A 7,551-nucleotide genomic window follows, 5' to 3' on the forward strand; every position below is an offset into this window, starting at 1 on the left:
CCGCCATGCGGGCGCTGTGGACCATCGTCCTGCCGCTCATGCGCCCCGGCATCAGCGTCGTCTTCATCTTCGTGTTCACGCAGGCGTGGGGGAACTTCTTCGTCCCGTTCGTCCTGCTGTTCAGCTCGGAGAAGATGCCGGCGGCCGTCGCGATCTTCACCTTCTTCGGCAACCACGGCGCGGTCGCCTACGGACAGCTCGCCGCGTTCGCCACGTTGTACTCCGTGCCGATCCTCGTCCTGTACCTGCTCGTGCAGCGTCTGTCCGGCAGCAGCTTCGCGCTGGCCGGCGGCGTCAAGGGCTGATCCCCGCCTCCTCGCACACCCCCACGATCCAGAAAGCACCACTCATGCACGACCGCACCGCGCTCATCGAGATGCGCATCGACCGATTCATCCGCGAGCGTCTGCGCCCGGCTCGTCACCGGCTGAGCCACCCGCTCGAAGTCCGCGCCTGGGAGGTGCCGGGTGAGCCGGTGCCCTTCGCGGACGCCGCGCAGGCGGACTACACGCCCACCGCGGTCGGCACCGCCTGGGGGCGCCCCTGGGGTACGACGTGGTTCCGGGTGAGTGGGCAGGTCCCGGCCGAGTGGCGCACGGCAACCGGCGATCTCCCCGACGGCACCAGGGCAGAGCTGGTCGTGGACCTCGGCTTCACGGCCGGGCAGAGCGGCTTCCAGGCCGAGGCTCTCGTCTGGGGTCTCGACGGGCGTCCGATCAAGGGCATCTCGCCGTTCAACAACGCGGTCGCCGCAGCGGTGCAGGCGGACGGACGCATCGACGTGCTGCTCGAGGCCGCATCCAACCCCGACGTGGGCAGCATCTTCACGTTCGACCCCACGCGACTCGGTGACCCCGACACCGCCGGCGTCGATCCGATCTACGTGCTCCGGGTCGTGGACGTGGCTCTGCGCGACCTGACCGTCGAGTCGCTGCTCGACGACACCGTGATCCTGCGCGGGCTCCTCGGCGAGCTCGATGCCTCTTCGCCGCGACGGGCGGAGATCGTGCAGGCGCTGGATCGGATGATCGACGTCGTCGACCCGCATGATGTCGCGGGCACGGCGGCGGAGGGCAGGGAGGCGCTGCGCGCGGTGCTGGCGAGTCCGGCGCATGCCAGCGCGCACGTGCTGCATGCCGTCGGGCACGCGCACATCGACTCGGCGTGGTTGTGGCCGGTGCGCGAGACGGCGCGCAAGGTGTCGCGGACCTTCTCGAACGTGCTCGCGCTGATGGACGAGAACCCCGACGTCGTCTTCGCCAGTTCGTCGGCGCAGCAGTTCGCGTGGATCAAGGAGCGCTACCCGGAGATCTGGGAGCGTCTGGTCGAGCGCGTGCGCGAAGGCCGCTTCGTGCCGGTCGGCGGCATGTGGGTCGAGTCGGACACGAACATGGTCGGCTCCGAGGCCCTCGCCCGTCAGCTCGTCGAGGGCAAGGGGTTCTTCCTCCGGGAGTTCGGGATCGACACCCCCGAGGTCTGGCTGCCCGACTCCTTCGGCTACAGCGGCGCCCTTCCGCAGATCATCAAGGCCTCGGGATCCAAGTGGTTCCTGACGCAGAAGATCTCGTGGAACGAGACGAACCGGATGCCGCACCACACGTTCCTCTGGGAGGGCCTCGACGGCACCCGCGTGTTCACGCACTTCCCCCCGGTGGACAAGTACAACTCGGATGCCTCGCAGGCCGATCTCGCGCATGCGCAGCGGAATTTCCAGGACAAGGGCAGGGCGCGGGTCTCGCTGCTGCCGTACGGGTACGGCGACGGCGGAGGCGGGCCGACCCGGGAGATGGCCGCGCAGGTCGAGCGCGCGGGGTCGCTGGAAGGGTCGCCGGTCGCCCGGCATTCCACGCCGCGGGCGTTCTTCGAGCAGGCCGAGTCCGAATACCCGTCGCCCGAGGTGTGGAGCGGCGAGCTGTATCTCGAGTTCCACCGCGGCACGTACACGAGTCAGCTGCGCACCAAGCAGGGCAACCGTCGCAGCGAGCACCTGCTGCGCGAGGCTGAGCTCTGGGCGGCGACGGCGTCCGTCCGCACCGGTCGCCCCTACCCGGCCGAGCAGCTCACCCGTCTCTGGCAGCTCGTGCTCCTCCAGCAGTTCCACGACATCCTTCCCGGCACGTCGATCGCCTGGGTGCATCAGGATGCCGAGCGCAACTACGCGGCGATCGCCGTCGAGCTCGAGCAGATCATCGCCGACTCCTTGCGGGCACTGGTCGGCGAGGGCACGCGCAGCCTCGTCGCCAACGCGGCGCCGCACGGGCACGCCTCGGTCGGAGCGCTGGCGATCGGCGAGGCGGATGCGGTCGTGCCGGTCGCACCGGTCGCCGCGGAGGGCGGGTTCGTGCTCGACAACGGCCTCGTGCGGGCGACGATCGACGCGCGCGGTGTGCTGACCTCGATCATCGACCTGACGAGCGGGCGCGAGGTCGTGCCTGCCGGTCAGAGCGCCGGCGTCTTCCAGCTGCACCGGGACACCCCGACGCAGTGGGACGCCTGGGACATCGACGAGCACTACCGCCGCAACGTGACCGACCTCCTCGACGTGGACGGCATCGAGATCGTCGACGGCGCCGTGGTGATCTCGCGCACGTTCGGTGCATCGACGCTGGTGCACAGCATCCGTCTCGATGAGGGATCGCGCACGCTGAAGCTGGCTGTCGACGTCGACTGGCGCGAGCGGCAGAAGCTGCTCAAGCTCAGTGTCCCCGTCGACGTGCACACCGATCATGCCGCCTCGGAGATCCAGTTCGGGCACATCGTGCGTCCGACCCACACCAACACCTCGTGGGACGCTGCGCGCTTCGAGACCGTGGCGCATCGATGGGTCCGAGTGGGGGAGAGCGACTTCGGCGTCGCGGTCACCAACGACTCCACCTACGGCCACGACATCACCCGGCACCCGCGCGAGAGCGGCGGCACGTATTCGACCGTGCGGCTCTCGCTCGTGAGGGCGGCGCTGTTCCCCGACCCGCAGCAGGATCAGGGCCGGCACCATCTGGAGGTCGGCATCGTCGTCGGCGGCGAGCTCGTCGATGCGATCGCCGAGGGGTACCGCACGAACCTCGCGGAGCGTCGCGTCGTGGGCGCCGACGATGTGCACCCTCTCGTCGCGATCGATCACCCGGGTGTGGTGGTCGAGGCGGTCAAGCTCGCCCAGGACGGCAGCGGCGACGTCATCGTGCGCCTGTACGAGGCTCTCGGGCGTCGCGCCGATGCCATGGTCGCCGTGGGATTCCCGAGCGGTGACGCCGGCGAGGTCGACCTGCTCGAGCGTGAGATCGAGCCGGCCGCGCTGTCGGGTCAGGATGCCGACGGCTTCCGTCTGTCGCTCCGACCGTTCCAGCTCGTGACGCTGCGGCTGCCGCGAGGCTGAGGGGAGGACGGGACGCCCCCACCACGGGGGAGGCGGCAGAAAGGGCGCCCCATCCGATGCCGCCATCTGGACGGCACCCCAGCTGCCGCGACAGGCGCGACAGAGCTGTATCGCAAGAGTGACACCGGAGCGCCCGCCGCGCAAGGGCTATCGCGCACGGCGGGGCTCCGGATCACCTCAGCCGAGCGTCACGGGGTGGGCATGCCGCCGTTCACGTTCAGGGTCTCGCCGATCACGTAGCTGGATTCGGCCGACGCCAGGAACACGTAGGCGGGAGCCAGCTCCGCGGGCTGCCCCATGCGTCCGAGCGGGGTCTCCTCGCCGAACTGGTCGAGCTTCTCCTGCGGCTGACCGTCGCTCGGCTGCAGCGGCGTCCAGATCGGGCCGGGGGCGACCGCGTTCACGCGGATGCCCTTCGGCGCGAGCTGGTCGGCGAGGCCCTTCGTGAAGGCGTTGATCGTCGCCTTCGTCGAGGCGTAGTCGACGAGCATGCCCGACGGCGAGTACGCCTGGATCGAGGTGGTGTTGATGATCGACGACCCGGCAGGCAGGTGCGGAAGCGCCGCCTTGGTGATCCAGAACATCGCGTAGACGTTCGTCTTGAAGGTGTCGTCGAACTGCTCGTCGGTGATGTCGCCGAGCGACTCCTGGTAGATCTGCTTGCCGCCGTTGTTGACCAGGATGTCGAGGCCGCCGAGAGCGCCCACGGCTTCGGCCACGAGCGTGCGGCAGTACTCCGCGTCCCGGAGGTCGCCCGGCAGGGTGGCCACGTTCGCGCCGGCCTCGCGGAGGATGCCGGCGATGCGAGCCGCGTCCTCCTCCTCTTCCGGCAGGTACGAGAGCGCCACGTCGGCGCCCTCTCGGGCGAACGCGATCGCGGTGGCCGCACCGATGCCGGAGTCGCCGCCGGTGATGAGAGCCTTGCGGCCGCTCAGGCGCCCGCTGCCACGGTAGCTGTCCTCTCCGAGGTCGGCCTTCGGGGCGAGGTCGGCGTCGAGACCGGGCTCGGGCATGTGCTGCTTCTGGGGCTCGATGTCGGAGTAGAGCTCAGCGGGGTTGACGAAGGTGTACTGGTCACGAGACATGGTGTGTCCTCTCCTTGTTTTCGTTCGTTCGGTCTGGGGTCGGGGCGCGGTCGACGGAGCCGGATCGGGATCCGGCTCAGCGATCGCGGAGCTTGTCTGCGGGAACGACCTCGCGGATCGTCATCGCCGCGGTGAGGAAGGCCAGATGGCTGAGCGCCTGCGGGGTGTTGCCCCACGCGGCCCCGTCGTCGGCATCGATCATCTCGGCGTAGATGCCGACGTCGTTGGCGTGCCCGATCAGCGTCTCCATGTGCGCGAGGGCCTCGTCGTGGCGTCCGACGCAGGCGAGCGCCTCGACCCGCCAGAAGGCGCAGGCGACGAAGGTCTTCTCCTCCGCCGCGACGCCGCTGTAGCGGTACATCAGAGCCCCGGCGCCCAGCTCGAGGCTGAGGGCGTCGATCGTCGACGCCATGCGCTCGCCGCGGTCGAATCCGCTCGGGGCGTGCAGCAGCACCGAGGCGTCGAGCTGATCGGAGCCGGCGAAGAAGACGTACGCGCCGCGGCTCTCCGACCAGCAGTGCGCATCGATCCACGCGCGGATGCGGTCGCGCTCCGCCCGCCACCGGTCGGCGCTGCCCGGGATCGCCCCCGAGTCGGCGAGGGCGATCGCATCTTCCAGCGCCTTCCAGCACCCCATCTTCGACGAGGTGTAGTGACGCTCCTCGGGGAGCTCCCACATCCCGGAATCCGGATTGCGCCAGACGTCGCAGGTGCGGTCCGCGATGTCCGCGAGCAGCCGTGAGGTCTCGACGTCGAGCACGTTGCCCGCATCGACGTACGTGCGGCAGATGGCCATCAGGTCGCCGTAGACCCCGAGCTGCAGCTGGGCTCCGGCGGGGTTGCCCGTGACGACGGGGCCGATGCCGCGCCACCCCGACACGTCGTGCTCGCGCGGCTCGGGAACCGCAGAGCCGTCGAGCGCGTACATGACGTGAAGGTCGGATCCCTGCTCGCGGATCGTGCGGAGCAGCCACGACAGGGCGGCGTGGGTCTCCTCCCGCAGCCCGAAGCGCACCAGGGCGTGTGCGGTGTACGCGAGGTCGCGCACCCACGCGAAGCGGTAGTCCCAGTTCTTCCCGCCACGGGGGTTCTCGGGAAGAGATGTCGTCGCCGCTGCGGCGATGGCACCGGACGGGCTGTAGATCAGGAGCTTGAGCGCGAGGGCGTTGCGCTGCACGTGCGAGCGCCACGGGCCGTCGTACGAGAACACCGACGACCAGTGCTGCCAGTGCTGCACCGTGCGGTCGACCCCGAGGTCGATGTTGTGCGGATCGGGGATGTGCAGCGGCTCCCCGTGCGTCGCCGCCAGCGCGATCAGGTGCCGGGATCCCGGTGAGGTCGTGAACGACCCTGTCTGCTCGGGGCCGACGGAGGACTCCGAGGTCGTGGCCATCGGGCCGTGCGCGAAGCCGACCACCACCAGGGCGGTGGCGCCGCTGCGGATGATGTCGGCGTGCGCGGTGCGCTCCACCCACGGCGCGGCGGTCTGCAGGGAGGATCCGGGCTGCACGCGCCAGTGCATCGCGACCTCGCCCTCGACGCCGTCGATGCGCCGGGCGAGCTCGGCCCAGGGCAGTCGTCCGGCGACGCCGAAGATGAGCGCGTCGGTGATCCGCACCGTACCGGCATCCGTGTGGAACGTCGTCTCGAGCACGTTCGTCTCGGGAACGTAGCGTCGCTCGGTGCGGAACTCTGCGGTGGGACGCAGCTCCACGCATCCGCCGGTCTGCTCGTCGAGCAGGCTCGCGAACACGGGAAGATCCGTGAGCCCCGGGAGCGGCAGCCAGTCGATGCGCCCGTCGAGACCGATCAGCGCGACCGTCCTGCCGTCGCCGATCGGCGCGTACGACGCGAGAGGACGAGCGGAGCGGGGCATGGGTCCATCGTGCGGCCGGGGGAGAGATACCGCCTACCGCCTTGCGCGTCCTGCATCCGCTCGCTATACGAGCCGCCCCGGATGGGGGTCAGGGGCGGACGCGGACGGTGCGGCCCTCGAAGGTGACGAGGTCGCCGTCGTGCAGCTGGCGTCCACGGCGGCGATCGACCTCGTCGTTCACCCGTACGTAGCCGTCGATGATGACCTCCTTGGCGTCGCCACCGGAGTCGAGGAGTCCCGAGAACTTGAGGAACTGCCCGAGGCGGATCATGTCGCCGCCGATGGAGACATCGTCGATTCGGCCGGAATTCGTCATGTCTGAATGCTAATCGCCCGATACGGTGCGAGCCGCCGTCCGGATCGGACGGCGGCTCGGGAACGACCCCGGCGGATCAGTCGTCGATGTCCGTGCCGACGACGGCGAAGTCGGCGCTGAAGTCGATGTCGACCGACCGTCGATCGCCCGTGAGCACCGACACGTCGTAGGGGCTCACGTCGTCGTTGTCGGCGTCGAGATCGGTGATCAGGCCCTCGGCCTCGGTGAGCGCCGCGTCGACGAGGGCGCGGATGGTCGCCTCATCGAGCGTGCGGGTCGGCGCGGAATCATCGTCGTCCTGCTCGGTGGAGACGACGGTCGTCGCGAGATCTGCGGTCACGCGGACCTCGCTCTCGCTGCCGTCCGACGCGGTCAGCTGCACCTCCCAGCTGCCGTCGCGCTTCGCGTCGATCGAGGTGACCTCGCCGTCGGCGGCGCCGCGTGCGGCATCCGCGATCGCGACGATCTCGTCGGCCGAATCGGTGCCGATCTCACCCGCGGGTCCGCCCGTGCCGGGCCCGCCCTCGGCGGGTGCGCCCTGCTCGGCGTCGTCGCGGTCGTCTCCGGGGCGTCCGCCGCGGTCGTCGGCGTCGCGGTCGTCGCCGCCGCGAGGACCGTCGGAGACCGAGGGGCGGTCGTGGTCGTCGCCGAACTCATCGCCGACGGCTGCGCCCAGGGCCACCCCGCCGCCGACGAGCACGACGGCCGCGGCGATCCCGCCGCCGATGAGCAGCGCACGCGTGCGGCGGGGCTTCGCCGGGGCGGATGCCGGGGCGGATGCCGGGGTCTGGGGAGCGGACTCGGCGGCGATCGGCGCGACCGGCACGGTCTCGGCATCCGCGGCCGGGGGAGCGGGGGGCGCGGGGGGAGCCGGAGGCGTGTTCGCGGGGAGGTTCTCGGG

General features: G+C 70.4%; 5 protein-coding genes and 1 pseudogene. 2 read left to right on the plus strand and 4 right to left on the minus strand.

What is annotated here, in order from left to right:
- Together ABTZ43_RS16390 and ABTZ43_RS16395 are read left to right on the plus strand one after the other, a co-directional pair.
- Window positions 1-305 (plus strand): annotated as a pseudogene (locus tag ABTZ43_RS16390) (carbohydrate ABC transporter permease); the annotation flags it as partial.
- Between the two features lie 44 nt (window positions 306-349).
- Window positions 350-3,373: an alpha-mannosidase gene (locus tag ABTZ43_RS16395; protein ID WP_350539550.1), complete on the plus strand. Its 3,024-nt coding sequence runs from the start codon at window positions 350-352 to the stop codon at window positions 3,371-3,373.
- Between the two features lie 188 nt (window positions 3,374-3,561).
- On the opposite strand, the gene ABTZ43_RS16400 is transcribed toward ABTZ43_RS16395, so the two are convergent.
- From ABTZ43_RS16400 to ABTZ43_RS16415, 4 genes are all read right to left on the minus strand, one after another.
- Window positions 3,562-4,458, minus strand: a complete 897-nt coding sequence (locus tag ABTZ43_RS16400) for an SDR family oxidoreductase (RefSeq protein ID WP_056414571.1) — start codon at window positions 4,456-4,458, stop codon at window positions 3,562-3,564.
- 76 nt (window positions 4,459-4,534) lie between these two features.
- The gene (locus ABTZ43_RS16405; protein WP_350539551.1) at window positions 4,535-6,334 is read right to left on the minus strand and encodes a glycoside hydrolase family 15 protein; all 1,800 of its coding nucleotides are present in this window, start codon (window positions 6,332-6,334) and stop codon (window positions 4,535-4,537) included.
- 88 nt (window positions 6,335-6,422) lie between these two features.
- Complete coding sequence (locus tag ABTZ43_RS16410) at window positions 6,423-6,650, minus strand: RNA-binding S4 domain-containing protein (protein WP_045253946.1); 228 nt, start codon at window positions 6,648-6,650, stop codon at window positions 6,423-6,425.
- A gap of 76 nt (window positions 6,651-6,726) precedes the next feature.
- Window positions 6,727-7,551: hypothetical protein (locus ABTZ43_RS16415; protein ID WP_350539552.1), on the minus strand; the 825-nt coding region annotated here is incomplete at its 5' end.

The sequence above is a fragment of the Microbacterium sp. NPDC097977 genome (assembly GCF_040302605.1).
Lineage (GTDB): Bacteria > Actinomycetota > Actinomycetes > Actinomycetales > Microbacteriaceae > Microbacterium.